This is a genomic window from Paraburkholderia sp. FW306-02-B, from assembly GCF_058782725.1.
On sequence record NZ_JBYSXZ010000001.1, the window covers coordinates 3,011,462 to 3,026,264 of the forward strand.

General features: G+C 66.0%; 9 protein-coding genes. 3 read left to right on the forward strand and 6 right to left on the reverse strand.

From position 1 onward, the window contains the following. Position 1: 1 nt before the first annotated feature. Complete coding sequence (gene arfB, locus AC3WOG_RS13400; protein ID WP_492578451.1) at positions 2-406, reverse strand: alternative ribosome rescue aminoacyl-tRNA hydrolase ArfB; 405 nt, start codon at positions 404-406, stop codon at positions 2-4. Between the two features lie 159 nt (positions 407-565). Here arfB and AC3WOG_RS13405 point away from each other — a divergent pair, with 159 nt between their 5' ends. After that, positions 566-1,207, forward strand: coding sequence for a VC0807 family protein (locus AC3WOG_RS13405; RefSeq protein WP_492578452.1), 642 nt, complete (start codon positions 566-568; stop codon positions 1,205-1,207). A 71-nt stretch (positions 1,208-1,278) separates the two neighbouring features. Here AC3WOG_RS13405 and recD read toward each other — a convergent pair whose 3' ends face one another. Genes recD through recC form a run of 3 tightly spaced genes read right to left on the reverse strand, consistent with a single transcriptional unit; the run spans position 1,279 to position 10,420 of the window. Continuing rightward, positions 1,279-3,363: an exodeoxyribonuclease V subunit alpha gene (gene recD, locus AC3WOG_RS13410; protein ID WP_492578453.1), complete on the reverse strand. Its 2,085-nt coding sequence runs from the start codon at positions 3,361-3,363 to the stop codon at positions 1,279-1,281. Continuing rightward, positions 3,360-7,052, reverse strand: a complete 3,693-nt coding sequence (gene recB, locus AC3WOG_RS13415) for an exodeoxyribonuclease V subunit beta (protein ID WP_492578454.1) — start codon at positions 7,050-7,052, stop codon at positions 3,360-3,362. Before recB ends, recD begins: the two co-directional genes overlap by 4 nt. Further along, complete coding sequence (gene recC / locus AC3WOG_RS13420) at positions 7,049-10,420, reverse strand: exodeoxyribonuclease V subunit gamma (protein ID WP_492578455.1); 3,372 nt, start codon at positions 10,418-10,420, stop codon at positions 7,049-7,051. The genes recB and recC overlap by 4 nt, the downstream gene beginning before the upstream one ends. A gap of 202 nt (positions 10,421-10,622) precedes the next feature. On the opposite strand from recC, the gene AC3WOG_RS13425 reads away from it, so the two are divergent. Beyond that, positions 10,623-13,052: an FUSC family protein gene (locus tag AC3WOG_RS13425; protein ID WP_492579791.1), complete on the forward strand. Its 2,430-nt coding sequence runs from the start codon at positions 10,623-10,625 to the stop codon at positions 13,050-13,052. Positions 13,053-13,110: 58 nt separating this feature from the next. Here AC3WOG_RS13425 and AC3WOG_RS13430 read toward each other — a convergent pair whose 3' ends face one another. Beyond that, positions 13,111-13,308 (reverse strand): hypothetical protein, encoded by a 198-nt coding sequence (locus AC3WOG_RS13430; protein WP_492578456.1) that lies wholly within the window; start codon positions 13,306-13,308, stop codon positions 13,111-13,113. A 195-nt stretch (positions 13,309-13,503) separates the two neighbouring features. Continuing rightward, the gene (locus tag AC3WOG_RS13435; RefSeq protein ID WP_492578457.1) at positions 13,504-13,986 is read right to left on the reverse strand and encodes an Lrp/AsnC family transcriptional regulator; all 483 of its coding nucleotides are present in this window, start codon (positions 13,984-13,986) and stop codon (positions 13,504-13,506) included. Between the two features lie 137 nt (positions 13,987-14,123). On the opposite strand from AC3WOG_RS13435, the gene AC3WOG_RS13440 reads away from it, so the two are divergent. After that, entirely contained in the window at positions 14,124-14,768 is a 645-nt protein-coding gene (locus AC3WOG_RS13440) for a cysteine dioxygenase family protein (protein WP_492578458.1), read from the forward strand. Positions 14,769-14,803 lie beyond the last annotated feature (35 nt).

Consider the following 14,803-nt stretch of genomic DNA (forward strand, 5'->3'; position numbering starts at 1 on the left):
GTTAATCGTCCACCCGGCCGCGGCCGGATTTGATCTCACTGCGTTTCGCCTTGCCGTCGAGGCGGCGCAGATTCGACGCGCGCGTCGGCCGGGTCGCGACGCGCGGCTTGCGCGTCACGCTGATGCTTTCGATCAGTTCATCGAGCCGCGCCAGTGCCGCCGCGCGATTCATCTCCTGAGTGCGATGCTCCTGCGCCTTGATGATCACGACACCGTCGCGCGTGAGCCGATGGTCGGACAACGCCAGCAGACGCATCTTCAGCACTTCCGGCAACGACGAAGCCTGAACGTCGAAACGCAGGTGGATGGCGCTCGACACCTTGTTGACGTTCTGACCGCCCGCTCCTTGCGCGCGCACTGCGGTCAATTCGATTTCATTCGGCGGGATCGGATAACGGGAGGTCATGGCGCAAAAAGGGGCTAAGAACCGCAAGTGTACACAGGGCGGATCGACTACCGGCGACGACTATCGGCTAGCGACCGCGCCCACCGATGCGAAAAACTATTTGCACGTGAACGGCCAGTTCATCGGTACTGCAGTTTTTCGCTTACAGCGTAAATTCATATGAAGCTCCGCCCGGGTTTTGTACTGGAACTGGCCGTCAACTTCCTGCTGCCGTGGCTCGCTTACCGGTTCGCGCTGCCTCATCTGGGCGAGACAGGCGCGCTGATCGCATCCGCTGCGCCGCCGATCGTCTGGAGCCTGATCGAACTGGCGCGCTTCCGCCGCGTCGACGCATTGAGCGTCATGGTCGTGGCCGGCATCGTACTGTCGGTCGCGGCAATGGCGCTGGGTGGCAGTCCACGCATGCTGTTGCTGCGTGAGTCGCTGGTGTCCGGCGCGGTGGGCGTGGTGTTTCTGTTGTCGTTGCCGATGCGCCGTCCGCTGATCTTCTATCTCGCGCGCGCCACTGTCGCCCGTGAAATGGAAGGCGGCGCAGCGCGCTTCGAGGCACTGTGGCGCGAGCGCCCCGCTCTCGCTACTTCGCTGCGGCTGATGACGCTGGTGTGGGGCGTCGGCCTGACCGGCGAAACCGCGCTGCGTGCGTGGATGGCCCTCACGTGGCCGATCGAGCGCTTCCTGGTGGTCTCGCCGTTCATCGGCTACGGCATCTACGGCGGCTTGACGCTGTGGACACTGTGGTATCGCAAGACCATGCGCAGCCGGGTCGAGGCGCGCATGCAGCCGGACGGCATCGCGAGCTGAGCGGGGCCGGGCTACCCGGCCGCTCCGGGTACTCCGGCGAGCCACGTGTCAACCCCGCCCGCACCATATTCCTACGCACCGCGCCACGCCTCGGCAATTCGTGCGGCCAGCCCCGAGTCACGCTCAGTGGGCGTCGCGATGGCCTGCGCCAGCACGGCGCGCGCGCCGATCACTTCGACCCGTTCACGCGCGCGGGTAATCGCCGTATACACGAGTTCACGCGACAACACCCGGCTGAACACCGACGGCAACATCAGCACCGCGTGTTCGAACTCCGAGCCCTGCGATTTGTGAACAGTCAATGCGAAGGCGGTGTCGTGCGGCGGAAGCGCCGCCGGCGACACCGCGCGCAGACCGCCGTCGCCGGTGCGGAAATACACTCGCAATGCGCCGCCGGCACCTGGCAACGCAATCCCGATGTCGCCGTTGAACAGACCGAGCGCGTAGTCGTTGCGCGTCACCATCACTGGCCGGCCGGCGAACCACTGCGCGCCGACCGCCAGCGTCACGCCCGCCGTGCGCCGCACCTGCGCGGCCATCGATGCATTCACCTGATCGACGCCACGCGGCCCCGAACGGGTCGCGCACAAAATACGAAATCGGTTCAACGCATCGAAGAGCGGCAACGGATCCGGCGTGCCGGCCGCGAGCGCTGCGGCAAGCGCGTCGGCATACGGCGCAAAGCCTGCTGCGAGACGCGCGACGGTGCGCTCTGCCAGCGTCGCGTGGGTGTCTTCGTGCAGCGCCGCGGCGCAGGGTTCGGCAGGATCGATGCGCAGCGCGTCGAGCGCCGCCTCGGCGGAGCCGTTGCGGATCGCGAGCGATAAGCGTCCGATCGGCGATTCGAGACCGAATCGATAGTTGCGTTCGAGCCAGACGACGCTGTCGGCAAGCGGGCTCTGCCCGGGCGATGCCGGCGCGGCTGTGGGATCGGCGGCGCTTGCAAACGGATCGCCAGATCCCGCATCGAAGCCGCTCGCGACCCCCGGCAATGCCTGAGCCAGACGCGCCGCTTCGATGCCCAGCGCGCCGGCGATCCGCTGCAGCCCTGTTTGCGTAAAAGCCGGCCGTGCGCTGAGTTCGGCGAACACCGCACCGGCCTCGACGGCCGCCAGCTGATCCTTGTCGCCGAGCATCACGAGACGCGTCTGCGGCGCGATGGCATCGAGCAGATGCGCCGCCATGGCGACGTCGATCATCGACGCCTCGTCGATCACGACGACGTCGTAAGGCAGAGGATTGTCGCGATGATGCCGGAAGCGCCCGCCCGGCGCGGAACCGAGCAGCCGATGCAAGGTGTACGAAGTCTGTGGCAACCGCGCGGCGAGCGCCGGCGGCAAATCGCCGGCGCGCGCGAGCAAGGCTTCCTGCATCCGCTGGGCCGCCTTGCCCGTGGGCGCAGCCAGCGCAATTCGCAGATCGGCGCGTGCATCCAGCAGGCAGGCCAGCACGCCGACCACGGTAGTGGTCTTGCCGGTGCCGGGACCGCCGCTGACGATCGTGAGCCGCCCGGACAGCGCCATCACGGCGGCGACACGCTGCCAGTCGATCGCGTCGTCCTGGGGCGGGCCGAAGTAGCGCAGCAGGCGCTCGCGCAGCGTCAGCGAGGTTGCGTTGGCATCGGCATCGGCGTTAGCGCGGCCGCTCGCATTCGCTTTGGCTCCCGCGTTGTCAGCACGAAGCTTGCCGTTTCGCGCGTGCGTATCCGTCTGCCCTACACTCGCACCCTCCCCCGCATGCGCCACCAGCGAGCGCGCGAGGCGCCGCTCGTAATCGTAATAGCGCGCGAGATAGAGCCGCCCTTGCCCGTCGATCACCAAGGGCCGCAGCGCCGCCGCGCTCGGCGAACCGTCGCTGGCCATCCCGCTTGCAAGCAGCGCCGCGCGCACGTCGGCGCTCGATGCCTCGAAGCGCCGCGCGAGCACTGGAAGCGGCACGCAAACGTGTCCTTCGGCAGTCGCCCGGCTCGCGGCGAAGGCCGCACGCGCAGCCCACTTCACCGCCTCTGCCGACGCGCCGCCGCGCCGCGCCAGCGTGCCGATGCGGCGCGCAAATCCTTCGGCGAGCGCGGTGCTGAAATCAGCCGGCGCAGGCGCATTCACCTCGATATCGTCGAGCGCCGTCGGCGCGACTGACGTCGGATCGAACGTGCTCATGCCGCACCTCCGATCATCGCCGCGTCGAGCAACGCGACCAGTTCGAACGCGGGCCGGCGCAGGTGCACGCCGGCTGGCCCGCCGGCGTCGCGCCAGCCCGGACGCACACCGCGCACGAACAGATACAGATAGCCGCCGATGTGCGTGTCGTACGCATAATCGCGCATCCGCGCTTTCAGATAACGATGCAGCGCGACCGTATAAAGCAGCGCCTGCAAATGATACGCGTGGCTCGCCATGGCCGCTTCGAGCGGCGCCGCGGCGTAGTCAGCGGCGGTGTCGCCCAAATGGTTCGACTTCCAGTCGACGATCCAGAAACGTCCTTCGTGCTCGACGATCATGTCGATAAATCCTTTGACGAAACCGCGCAACACGCCCGGTTCCAGCGCGACGTCGGGATACCCGTGCTCGATCAGCAACGCGCGCAACACGGGGAAGTCGAGCGACGGCGCCGAAAACAGAAACTCGAGTTCGTTCAGCCGCCGCCGCGGATTCAGTTTCGCGAGCGCCATGCCGGGCAGCAGTTCGGTTGTCACCACGTCCGTGAGCAGGTTATGCATCATCGCGGGCAAGCGCGCCGCGAGTTCCGGCACCGCCGGCGCGGGGCGCTCGCGCAACGCGCCCCTGATCGCCTCCGGCCAGGTGTGCGGCTCGGTGAAATCCGCGAGTTCGAACATCCGGTGCAGACAGTCGCCCGCCGCCGCGCCGCGTGGAAACGCGAGAATGTCGTCCGCCGCGTAGGACCGCGCTTGCGGCGCCGGCAGCGGCGTAGGCGCGAGCACGTCGGCAATCTCGTCGTGGTCGGGCCGCACCTCTTCCGCCGGCGCCTGCATGTCTTCGGCTTTGCTGCCGGCCGCGATCAGGCCACTGAAGCTCGCCATGCGCCACTGATCGCGCAACGGCCGGCGACTGACCCGCGCCTGCATCCGCGCGCCACTATCCTGCATGCTTTCCAACGGCACGCGGCGCTCGACCTTGGGCAAGGTTTGCAACACAATCGGGCCGCCCGCCAGCGCCTGCCATCGAGCGGACAAGGCGGCTTCGTCGGGCGGATCGGCGAGCCAGTCGTCGAAGCTGTGGCCGCTGCCGCCCACCAGCCAGTTCAGCACGCTGCGCCGCGATTCCTTGCTGGAGCGTGACGAGAGGTAAGTGCCGGCGACCAGGTAGCAGCGGTACACCGCGCGTGTCAGCGCCACATAGACAAGCCGTGCCCGCTCGGCCGCCTGCTCGCGCGCCGCGTAACGGGACGCGCGCTCGGCTTCGTCGTCATCGCAGCCGTAGTGCAGCACCGCGTCGCCGGTTTCGTTGTGATACTCGCGTGCGTCGGGCAGTCCCGACGACGGCGGATCGCGCAGCGCCCCGTCGTTCAGAAACGGACAGAATACGACCGCGTATTCGAGCCCTTTCGATTTGTGGACGGTGACGATCTGCACGAGGTTGCGATCCGACTCGAGCCGCAATTGCGCGTCTTCGCCGCCACCTTGTGTGCGCTGCGCGGCGAGCCAGCGCAACGTGGGCGCGATGCCCGGTTGCGTGGCGGCGCGCGCCTGCACGAGTTCGGCCAGATGGTTCACGTTCGTGAGACGGCGCTCGCCGTCCGGTCCGGCCACCAGCCGTTGCGCGACCCGCAACTCGCGCATCAGCGTGCGCCACATCAGCGCGAAGCCGCGCTCATGCCACAACGTGCGATACCGCGAAAAACGCTCGACCCAGCCCATTGCATCGGCGGCGTGCGCGGGATCGTCGGCCGGCGCGGGTGCCTCCGCGACCTGCTCCAGACGCCAGAGCGCGGCGGCGTCCATGCCGAGCCAATCGGTGGCGAGCGCGGCGCGCAAGCGGCGCAGATCGCCTGGCGTATCGACCGCGGCCAGCACGCGTTCGATCTGCTCGGCGTCGAGTGTCGCGAACACCGAGGCCTGCGCCAGTTCCACACTGCCGACACCCCACGCCGCCAGCACGCGTTTGATCAAACTGCCCTGCTTATGCGTCTGCACCAGCACCGCGATATTGCCCGGCGCGAGCGGTGCTTCGCCGATTGTCACCGTGCCTTCACGTGCGCCACGCAAGAGCCGCACGATCTCGGCGGCGCATGCTTCGCTTGCTTCGCGCTGGGCTTCGCGTTTGGTCAACGCAGCGTCGCCTCGTGACAAGGTCCAGATACGGAAGTCGCCCACGTTCGCATCGGGATCGGACAAAGGCGGCCGGCGCCGCTCGCCGGCACGCACCGGTTGATAGTCGAGACCGTCGAGCACGAATGCCTGGGGATTGGCTTCGAACAGACGATTGCAGGCCTCGACGATCGGCGCGGTCGAGCGCTGATTGACGGCCAGCGTGTAGCACGCTGAAGCCGCCGCGCGCGCCGCCAGATAAGTATGCAAATCCGCTGCGCGAAAACTGTAGATCGCCTGCTTCGGATCGCCGACCAGAAACAGCGGCCCGGCAGGCGCGAAGATGCGGCTGAAGATCGCGAACTGCAGCGGATCGGTGTCCTGAAACTCGTCGATCAGCGCCGCCGGATAGCGCGTGCGCAAAGCGTCGGCAAGCCACGGATGCGCGGCCAGCGCGCGATAAAGATTGGACAGCAGATCGTCGAACGACACGACGCGGCGCGTGCGCTTGCGCGCCACCAGTTCGGCGGGCGCGTAGTCGAGCCAGGTCTGCACCAGCGCGAGCCAGCGCGCGCGTTGCGCGGCTTCGGCCGCGACCACCGCGGCCGCCAGTTCCTCGGCATGCACGAAGAACGGGTGCTCAGGCGGCTCGAACTTGACCTTGGTGGCCTTCTTCAACGCCGAAGCCGTCAGCTTCAATGCGGCGCGCGGCGGAGGCGCATGGCAATCGCCTTGCGCGAAGTAGTCGGTCCATGCCGTGATCGCGGCACTCACGAGTTCCGGCTTGTGCGAGGTCTTGCTCAAACGGTCTTGCGCCTCAGCCAGCAGACTGACGATCGCGTCGCGCTGCGCGTGCCAGACCTCGCTGGCGGCGTCGAAACCCGCTTGTGGATCGGCAGCGTTTCCGCCCGCGTCGACACTGCCCCAGCGCAATTGCGCGAGCGGCTTTTTCAGGCGCCGCGCAAGTTGCTCGTCGAGCGACGCAGGGCCGGCGCGCCTCTGCACCAGCCATGCAGCAAACGCCGGATGCGCGTGCGCCACCGGTTCCACTTGCTCACGCCAGAAATCCGCGGCCATGTCGAAACGCAATGCGGCGTCGTCGGCTTCCATCTCGAACGCGAACGGCATCGCGGCGGCAAACGGCGCTTCCTGCAACGCGCGCTGACAGAACGCGTGGATCGTGTGAATCGCGGCCTGGTCGAAGGTGCGCAGCGCGCGGCGCACCACCTTCAAGGCGGCGTCGCGCCCGATGCCACGCTCCGGCGCCAAGGTCGTTTCGAAAAGACGCTCGATGAATGGATCGCCGCCGTCGTCGTCCGTTTCGATGGCCCGGTGCAATTCCGCGAGCCGGCCGCGAATCCGCTCGTGCAATTCGGCGGTCGCGGCCTTCGTGAAGGTGACGACGAGAATCTGATCGGCGTTGAGGTTCTTTTCGAGCAGGAGCCGCACGTACAGCGCGCAGATGTTCCAGGTCTTGCCGGTTCCGGCCGACGCCTCGATCTGGTTGACACCGTCGAGCGAACAGGCGAAGACGTCGAGCTCCCCGGCGACCAGCGCGTCATGCCGAACCGCGACGCTCATGACGCGCTCCGCAGATGCTGCACGAGCGGTTTAAAGACGATCGACGCCAGACTGCCGAACGGTTCGTCGAGCGTGAGCGGCGTGCCGCGCAGCGCGATGCGCAAGGCCGGGTCATCGGATTCGCCGCGCACACGGTCATTGATCCACGCGCCCTGGGCAGCGGAATCGCTCTCGCTGACTTTGGCCCAGGCGCTCTTCGGGAAAAAGCGCAACGGCAATCTGCGCCCCGCTCTGAACAAAGCGGCAAGCGGCGCCAGTTCGTCGAGCGGCGCGGCGACCGGCGTGAGCTCGAAGCTTTCTCCGCTGCCGTGCCAGACAGTGCGGCGCGAGCCATTCGGTTGCGCCGCGCAATAGACCAGATGCGCGAGCCACGCAGATAGGTAGTCGCGCGCGGTGGGTTTGGCGTAGCGGAAAATCACTTGTCCTGTTTCGGTCAGCAGATTCAAGGTGCCGTGCAGTTGCAACGGGGTGTCGGCCGCCTGGCGCAGCACCGCGTCGTGAGCGCCGAAGAGCGCTTCGGTAGCGGCGCTGTCCGGCCAGCGCGGCGCGATATCGAGCACGAAGGGCAAGCGCTCGACACCCGAGGCCACTTCGCGGCGCACGCTGTCCGCGAGCTGGCGCAGCGCGCCCAGTTCGCGCGCGCGCCATACGGCGCCAGTCGCCCCGCCCGGCAACTCGGGACTTGCTTCGGCGACGCGGCGCACGCGCTCGAACATTGCGTCGTCTTCGGCATCGCTGTCCAGCAACACAGGCAATAGACGATCGGCCAATGCATCGCGGCCCGCATAGTCGAGTTCGAACGGTTCGGTGTCGAGCAGTTCGCCCTGCGCATCCGACAACACGATACCCAACCGGTCGCGCAGCAACGCACGCGCCGGATGACGCCAGAAGCGCACGAATTCGTCGAAGTCAACCGGAGCGGCGTCTTCGGCCGGCAACGGCCGATCGAAGAACGGCGCGGCCGGAGGATGTTGCGGCGCGGCCAGCAAGCTGGCCAGTTCCGCGCGATCGGTATCGTAGGTGAACAACCCGCGCTGCGCCGAAAAATAGTCCGATGCGAATGCCTGCAATGGATGATCGACGATAAACGCACGGCGCGCGGCGTCGATCTCCGCAGGGCTCGCATCCTCGCCCGCCGACACTTGCGCGAGATGGTCGAGCAATTCGTCGACCAGCGCGGCCGGCGGCAACGGTGCGTTGTCGCGGATGCTGCGGCCTGTATAGGCGATGAACAGACGATCGCGCGCGGCCAGCAAAAGATCGAGGAACAGGTTGCGCTCGTCGTCGCGGCGTTGCCGGTCGCCGGCCTTGCCGAATGCGGCCATCAGGTCGAACTCGTCGGCGCGCGCGAGGCTCGGCAGCACGCCGTCGTCCATGCCGAGCAGGCAGACAATGCGATACGGCAAGCCACGCAAACTGGTCAGCGACGAAAACGTCACGCTGCCCCACGGCACGCCGCCGCGCGCCGGGTCGTCGAGCGCTTCGGTGAGCGCGCCGCGCACCACGGCGGCAGGCAGCGCCACGTCTTGCGCGCCGGCGCGCATGGCGTCACCCATCTTGTCGATCGCGTCGCGCACGGCAGCCAGCGAGTCGGCGAACGCGACGCTGCCGTCGAAACACTGCGCGAGCGTTGCGAGCAGCAATTGCGTCCATTCGGCCGGCGTTTGTTCGACGGCGCAGCGTTGCGCGAAGGTGTCGATATCGTCGACGAAACGCGACAGGCGGCCGAGCAATTCGGCGTCCGAGCCGTCGGCGCCCTCAACCGGCAGCCATGCGTCGACCGGCTCGCCGCCGTCGGGCATCGCGTAGCCGAGGTACAAACGTGTCAAGGCGTCGGCGAAAGTATGACGCGCGACCGGCACGTGTTCGCCGACCGGCTCGACCGGCGCAAGCCCACGCCGCGCGCCGGCTGCCGCGAGCCATTCCTGCGCGGCTTCGAGCGCACCGGCATCGATTCCGTAGCGCGCGGCGATCGCGTCCACGCGCAGCCATTCGATCAGATCGGGCGCACCGACGCTGCGCTCCGGCAGCGCTAGCCAGTCGAGTAGCAAACGCGCGACCGGATTGGCCTGCGAAGGCGGCAAGCCGGTAATCCGATACGGGATGCGGCGGATATCGCCAAGGGGCGCGGTGCCGAACACCGCGTCGATCAACGGACCGGCGGCCGCGAGATCGGACACGGCAACCAGCACGTCGGACGGCTGCAGGTCGTCGAACTCATCGAACCAGCCGAGCAGTCGGTCATGCAGCACTTCCAGCTGCCGCGACAGGCTGTGGCACACATGCACTTCAATGCCGCGCTCGATCGGCAACGCGTCGGTGTCCGTTTCCGCTCGCAGATCGAGAATGCCGTTCTGCACGGCGGCCAGCCAGCTTGGTGCGGGATTCCCGGTGAAGTCGCCGGTCTCGCCGGATGCGGCGCTCTCCGTCAACTCGTGCAGCATGTGCAGTTGCGCCTGAGTCTGGCGGCCCCACTCTGCCAGCAACGGATGGCCGACTTCCTGATAGTCGAGCTGGCACGCCGCGTCGAGCGCTTCGACGCGCCCCGCACTAACGACATCGAACCAGAACTCGCGGCACGGGTTCATCACGTACAGACGCACATCGACCCAGCGCGACAGCTCACGCAGCAACGCGACGTGCAGCGGCGGCATGGTCGGCAATGCAAATACGCTAACCGCTTCGGGCCATTGCGCGTTCGAGATCGCTTCAAGATCGAGCGTGCGGATTTCGTCGAGGAAACGGTAAGCGGGCGGTAAAGCGGCCGCGGGCGTTTGCGCGCCGCCCGCGACTTCGGCGAGCGCCGCGCGCCAGAGGGCGGCTTGCCAGCGCTCGTCTTCACGTGCCGCTTCGCTTGCGCCGGCCAGACGCGGGCCGTTGTCGTCCGCTGCGCCGCTTGCGAAGATCGAACCGCCCTTCTGCCATTGCAGCAGCCATTCCGGGCGATAAGTCAGATAGTGGTCGAGCACGGTGGCCACGCGCCGCGCCAGTTCGTAGCGCATCGACGCATCGGCCGCATCGAGATACGTGCGCAGACGCGGCGATGCATTCCACGGCAGCGCTTCATCCGCCTCCCCCAGCAACCGGTAGCAGCGCCATACGAGCCGGTCCGGCGCGAACGGCGAATGCTTCGGCACCTCGATCACGCCGCCGATCTGCGTCCACAGCCATTGCGCGAGGTAACCAAAATTTACATTTGCGCAGATACCCTGGCGAGCCGCGATATCGAGTTCGAGCCGGCGCCGCACCGCCGCGCTCGGCACGATGACAGGCTGCGCGGCCCAAGGATCGGACGGCGCTTGCGCCAGGTCGTCGAGCAGCGCGCCGACAAGGGTTTCGTAGCGGTTCGAGTAGAAGAGTTGGAGCATGGATTCCGGGGAAGCGTGCGGCGCAAGCGGAACACGCGCGTCACGGCAGACATTGAAGCGACAGCATAACAAACGCGCTACCGGGGCAGAACCTGGGCAGGCGGACGAGGTCAGATCGCCTGCAAAATCAGTTAGACTCGACGGCAGTTTGGGTCTGTCCCTTCAACCGCTGCTTTCTCTGTGCATGGAATCCAGGCAGTCGATGCGCTATTCGGTCGAGATAAAAAAATTCCTCTATAGCCAGTACTTTTATGGCGGCCTGCGCATCGCAGTCGGCGTCTCGTTACCGGCTGTACTGTGCCTGATCGTGTTTCACGATCGGGAGCTCGGCTTCACGATTGCGACCGGCGCGCTCGGCGCGTGCGTGGTCGATATGCCGGGACCGCTCAAGTACAAGCACAACGAAATGCTCGCGTGCAGCGTAATCGGCTTCCTGGCCGCGCTCGCCACCGGCCTCGCCACGGTCAACTCGGTGGCGCTGTGGTGCACGGTCGTACCGTTGACCTTCGTGCTGTCCTTGATCGTCGTGTACGGCAACCGCTGGCCGCAGATCAGCTTCGCGACGCTCTTCATGATGATCATGACGCTCGAGGAGCATTTCACGCCGATGCAGGCGCTCGTCAATGCGTCGTGGATTCTGGTGGGCGGTCTCTGGTACACCTACTGGTCGACCTTGGTGAGCCGCTGGATGATGCATCGCATCGAACAGCAGGCGCTTGCCGAAAGCGTGTTCGCGTGCGCCGACTATCTGCTCGCACGCGCCGCGTTCTACGATCTCGATAACGATCTGGACGAGTGCTATCGCAATCTGGTCGACAAGCAGATTGCCGCGGTCGATCGCCAGGATGCCGCGCGCGACATCGTGCTACGCAACCTGCCGAAGCTGAAAACCGGCCGGCTCGAACCGCGCCGCGCGATGCTGTTCAATCTGTTCATCAACACCGTCGATCTGCACGAACTGTTTGTCGGCACGCATACCGATTACCCGCTGGTGCGCAACACGTTCGGCGGCTCCGATCTGCTGGTGTTCTATCGCGATCTGGTTCGCAAAGCCGCCGCCGATCTCGAAGAGATCGGGCTCGCGGTGCTGCAAAACCAGGCGCCGCGTACGCGCGTCAATGTGAAAGCCGAATTGCGCGCCATCGAGTTCGAGATCGAGTTGATGCGCAAGCAGGATCTGCCGGCCAAGAACCCCGAGGCTTATTCGGCAGTGTCGGCCACGTTCCGGCGCATCTGGAGCGCGACACGGCTGATCGACAAGATGCGCAAGAGTCTGTCGAGCGACGCGCGCGTCACCGAAACCGAACTGCGCCTCGACCAGGCGCTCACGCGCTTCGTGTCGAGCCGCCGCGTGCCGTTCGGGCAGATCTTCTCGAATCTGACGATGGCCTCGCCGAGTTTCCGTCACGCGTTGCGTGTGACGATTGCCGTCGCGGTCGGCTTCTGGCTCGGCCGTCTGCTGCCGCTCACCAACGCCTACTGGATCGTGATGACCACCGTCATCATTCTGAAGCCCGGCTATTCGCTGACCAAGCAGCGCAACGGGCAGCGGATCATCGGCACGCTGATCGGCTGCGCGGTCAGCATTGCGCTGATGGTGTTCGTCAAGGAGCCAGCCGTTCTACTGGTGGTGATGTTCGCGTCGATGGTGATGAGCTACAGCCTGCTGCTGTTCAACTACACGGCGAGCGTGGTGTTCACGTCGTCGTATGTGCTGTTGCTGTTCCATCTGCTCGCGCCGGGCAGCATGCGCATCATCGGCGAACGGGCGATCGATACGGTGGTGGGCTGCGCGATCGCGATTGCGGCAAGCCATCTGTTCCCGTACTGGGAATACCGGTTGATGGGCAAGCTCGTCAACAACATGATCAACGCGACCCGGCAGTATCTGGAAGCGAGCTGGTGGTGGAGCGGCAAACCGGCCGCCGCGGTTGCAGCGACCGTGACCGAAGCCGGCGCGCGCGCGCCGGTCGCGGCGATGGCGGACCCGGCAATCGGGTTCGGCACGCCGACGCTGGCGGTTGCGGGCGTGGGTGCTGGCACCGGTGCGGGTACGAACCCAGGCACCACGACCGTCAGCAACGCCACAGTCAAACCAGCTACCGCGACGTCTGCTGCCGCCGCAGCCGCCGCTACTGCGCTCGATCGCGACTATCGCTACCGGCTCGCGCGCAAGAACGTCCATGTCGCGTTTGCCAATCTCGGCCAGGCGTTCCAGCGCATGATGCTGGAGCCCAAGTCGGCGCAGAAGTTCGTGCCGGAACTGAACGGCCTGCTGGTGCGCAGCCACGTGCTGGCGTCGCAGATCACGGTGGCGGCGCCCTTGCTGCGCACCTCTGCGCAACACCCAGAGGGCGTCTCGCTACAACCGCTGCAACGCGCGCTGAGCATAGTCCGCGACAATCTGACCGAAGCCGAGGCCGGCAACGCGCCGCCCGCCGATCAGGGCGAGCAGATCAAACAGTTGACGCGCGAACTGGATGCGATGGTGGTCGAGGCAGAGAAATCGCCGGACTATTCGGCGGACGCCGTGCATGACATCAAATTGCTTGCGCATCAATGCAAGCAGATGCTCGCGGCGTCGGCACTGATTCGCAAGGATGCGAGCGTGATTCGCCTGCCGGAAGAGTGAGACTTCTCGAAGGCCACGGCGAAGCAAGCCGCGGCGCAATGCGCCGCCCTCGCGCGCTTTATTGCGAAGCGCCGCTCGCCGCTGTCGCTGCCACCGCGTCCGATGCGCTCGACGCCGCCGGAGCATTCTGGCGGTCGAAATCGCGCTTTTCCGTGATGGCGTTATAGAAGAGCGTGGCGATCACCAGCAGCACCGCGACCACAATAAAGGTAGCAATGCCGAAGGTCGGGTTCTTCTTGCGCGGCGGATTGTTCATGAGGCGGGCTCGGTTCGCGAGGCAGTCGCGGTTATGTCTGGAAAGGCGGCATTCTACGCCCACTGAGCTTGCACACGGCTTGCAATTGGACAGGCTCGCATGGCGTTGCGGGCAGATTCGCCGTCTTGCCTTGCTCGTTGCAGCAGCCAGGCGCCGAGACTGCCGCAACTCGCCGCAACTCGCCGAAACTCACCGCTAGCGCCCGTCCACAACGGCCGACGGCCGCACCGGCAGCGCCGTCGAATACTTGATCTGCTCCATGGCGAAACTCGAGCTCACGTCGTACAGCGGCACGGCGGCGATCAACTGCTTGTAGACGCGATCGTAGTCGTCGATATCGGACACCACCACGCGCAGCAGGTAATCGGTTTCACCGCTCATCCGGTATACCTCGACGACTTCCGGAATCTCCTGCACCGCACGCGTGAAAGTCTGCGCCCACGCCTCGGTGTGCTGGTTGGTCCGCACCGCGACAAATACGGTCGTGCCCACACCGAGCTTGCGCGCGTCGCACAGCGCCACCTGCGCGCGAATCACGCCCGCCTCCTTCAGACGTTGCAGCCGCTTCCAGCAAGGCGTTTGCGACAGGTTCACGCGTTGCGCCAACTCGGCGATCGGCAGGGTCGCGTCTTCCTGCAGCAGTTCGAGCAGCTTCCGATCGATGATATCCATTCCCATCAATTCACCCTCATAGAAAATTATTCTACTTTTAAGAATCTGAGGGGAATTATATGGAAACTCTTTCTCCAGACAAACAGGTATAAATGTAGCTATCCAAAAATATCGAAAAAGCAGCCGCCCGCTGCACAGCCATCATGAACCAAGTCCTCCGTCCGACACCTTTCGACTGCCCATCCGTCAGCGGCGCGCAGCTTGCCGAGCCGAATGAAGCGTCATCACGCGCGCAACGAAGCGCGCCGGTCGCGCACCTGTGCGACGCGCTCGACGCGATCTTCGAAGCCTGCGCGAAATTTCCCGAGCCGTCGGACTCCGCCTTTTTCGCCCGCGCCATGCGCGTCGCGCTCGCGGACGCCGCGGCGAATCCCGCGCTGCTCACGCCTGCGCAACGCGAAGGTTCGGCCGAAAACTATCGGCGTCATCTGTTAGCCGCCGATCCGCAGGGCCGCTATGCAATTGCCGCACTGGTCTGGCTGCCACATCAGGCGAGCCCCGTGCATGGGCATCACACGTGGTGCGGCTATGCGGTGCTGGACGGCACGCTGAGCGAAACGGTATTCGAATGGAACGGCGCGCAGCACTGCGCGAGCCCCACGCGTACGCAAGCGCGCAACAGCGGCGCCGTGTCGTTCGTGCGCGGCGGCCGCGGCGGCATTCATCGGCTGGGCAATTGCAGCAGCGAGCCCGCTGTCTCACTGCATATCTACGGGGTCCCGGGCACGCAGATCGCCACGCATGTCAACGACGTGGTGCGTGCGGCCGAAGCGCCAGCGCTCGCCTAGGCGCGCTCATTTCGCATGGCGATGGCGGGCCGAGG

Coding starts and splice junctions, on each gene's coding strand:
- AC3WOG_RS13430 (WP_492578456.1), bottom strand. CDS start 13,308: ATGAACAATCCGCCGCGCAAGAAGAACCCGACCTTCGGCATTGCTACC.
- AC3WOG_RS13425 (WP_492579791.1), top strand. CDS start 10,623: ATGCGCTATTCGGTCGAGATAAAAAAATTCCTCTATAGCCAGTACTTT.
- recC (WP_492578455.1), bottom strand. CDS start 10,420: ATGCTCCAACTCTTCTACTCGAACCGCTACGAAACCCTTGTCGGCGCG.
- recD (WP_492578453.1), bottom strand. CDS start 3,363: ATGAGCACGTTCGATCCGACGTCAGTCGCGCCGACGGCGCTCGACGAT.
- arfB (WP_492578451.1), bottom strand. CDS start 406: ATGACCTCCCGTTATCCGATCCCGCCGAATGAAATCGAATTGACCGCA.
- AC3WOG_RS13440 (WP_492578458.1), top strand. CDS start 14,124: ATGAACCAAGTCCTCCGTCCGACACCTTTCGACTGCCCATCCGTCAGC.
- recB (WP_492578454.1), bottom strand. CDS start 7,052: ATGAGCGTCGCGGTTCGGCATGACGCGCTGGTCGCCGGGGAGCTCGAC.
- AC3WOG_RS13405 (WP_492578452.1), top strand. CDS start 566: ATGAAGCTCCGCCCGGGTTTTGTACTGGAACTGGCCGTCAACTTCCTG.
- AC3WOG_RS13435 (WP_492578457.1), bottom strand. CDS start 13,986: ATGGGAATGGATATCATCGATCGGAAGCTGCTCGAACTGCTGCAGGAA.